The sequence below is a fragment of the Flectobacillus sp. genome (assembly GCF_049240685.1).
GTDB lineage: Bacteria > Bacteroidota > Bacteroidia > Cytophagales > Spirosomataceae > Flectobacillus.
Genome location: NZ_JBMLSD010000410.1, coordinates 1 through 1,535, shown reverse-complemented (window position 1 = coordinate 1,535; position 1,535 = coordinate 1). Strand labels below are relative to the sequence as shown.

The window sequence follows — 1,535 nt, the reverse complement described above, 5'->3', positions numbered from 1 at the left end:
CCCAAAGCCGAGTACTTGTATCTAATTTTTGCAATTAATCATAACCCTATTTCAGGGTTGAAATTTGGTTTATAAATTGAGTCTTGATTTTTAAGAAATAAGTAGCAGAAAAGCAAGAATTATTAATTTATGGGCAGAATATATTGAGAACATAGTTTTGATTGTGAGACTATTCAAATACCGATATATTGTTAACGATTAGCTACAATTTACTTGGGCATCCTAAAGATAATCAAATAAAAAAGTACGGGCATCACCCGTACTTAATGTTTTAGCCATTATTAATAATATTCCACATCTACAAAATGTGATATTATGACTCTCTGTACTTGTGATTTCGTAAAATCTCTTATGGCTTGAAGAGACTTACTTATTTATCTCTAATCCTTCTTCTACAATTAAGTAGTAAAAATGACTAAAGACTAGTCGATTTTCACATCCGCCATTATGTAAAAATCTTTTGTAGGCACATAGAACTATTTAGTACTACCCAAGTAATTTGGTAATGGTATAAAATTAGGTATTACTCTTTAATGAGCGCAACTTATAGTTTTTATAATGCAATTAAAGGTGATAAAAGACTTTTTTCATCCTAACTTATGGCTGTATATTTAAAAAGGGCTAGCTTGATAAAGCTAACCCTTTTTGAATTTCTAGAATACTTCGCTCGCAACGAATCCTCTACATTTTTCCTTTTGTCTATTGCATTATTTAAGTACTACTTAGGCACATTAATATCACTTCTTCATGCTACCTTATCTTGGCAATCACCATCGGTACACAAATTACTGGTGCACACTCAGCTAAGCAGACGACATACGAAAGTGGGACAATTCTACAAAAGTCTGTACTGGGTACTGTCATAATCTTTGCCCCGACGATTGCATTACTATTCGAATTACATAACACATAATGGTTATAAACTCCATTATTTAATCCTGAAAATGTGGTGCTATTTTGTACTTGTTGGATAATTCCTTTACCATCAGTTAGGATATATTGTGGTGATTGGCCTACCGAACTCGGCACAGTAATGCTATTGGTTGTTGTGTTACAATCACATATCGATAAATCAACCGTTGTACTTTTTAAGCAATGATCTATCTCTGTTAGATTCTTACCTATTTCTATTTTTGGTAAGTTTTCCTGACGGGTATCCCATGTCAGAGCTACCGCCTTGTAAGAGCCCGCATTCACGCTTTCTATTACCCCAGAATTCTCTAAAGATTTGTATCTGACAATATTACTCGCATCCACCAACACAACATAGCTAACTATGGTCGTACCTTTACTCTGACCACTCAAATTGAGTTGAATTGCCCCCGGCTTGAAGTTACAGCCTAATGTTTGACTAAAAACGTTCAGACTCAACAGCAGTAGGACGGATATTAATAGCAAGAAGCTTGATTGAAAATACTTTTTCATAGATATGCTCTACAATGGTATAAAACATAGAGGAGAAAAATGTCTCTCCTCTATGCGTCTTTTCTTAGAATCCAAGTACACCTGGATTAATATCTGTTGGACAGTTCACG

At 34.4% G+C, this 1,535-nt stretch carries 1 protein-coding gene; it reads right to left on the bottom strand.

The window, feature by feature from the left end:
* Positions 1-750: 750 nt before the first annotated feature.
* A complete protein-coding gene (locus ACOVQ4_RS18825; RefSeq protein ID WP_421822155.1) occupies positions 751-1,398 on the bottom strand; it encodes a hypothetical protein in 648 nt (215 codons plus the stop codon).
* Positions 1,399-1,535 lie beyond the last annotated feature (137 nt).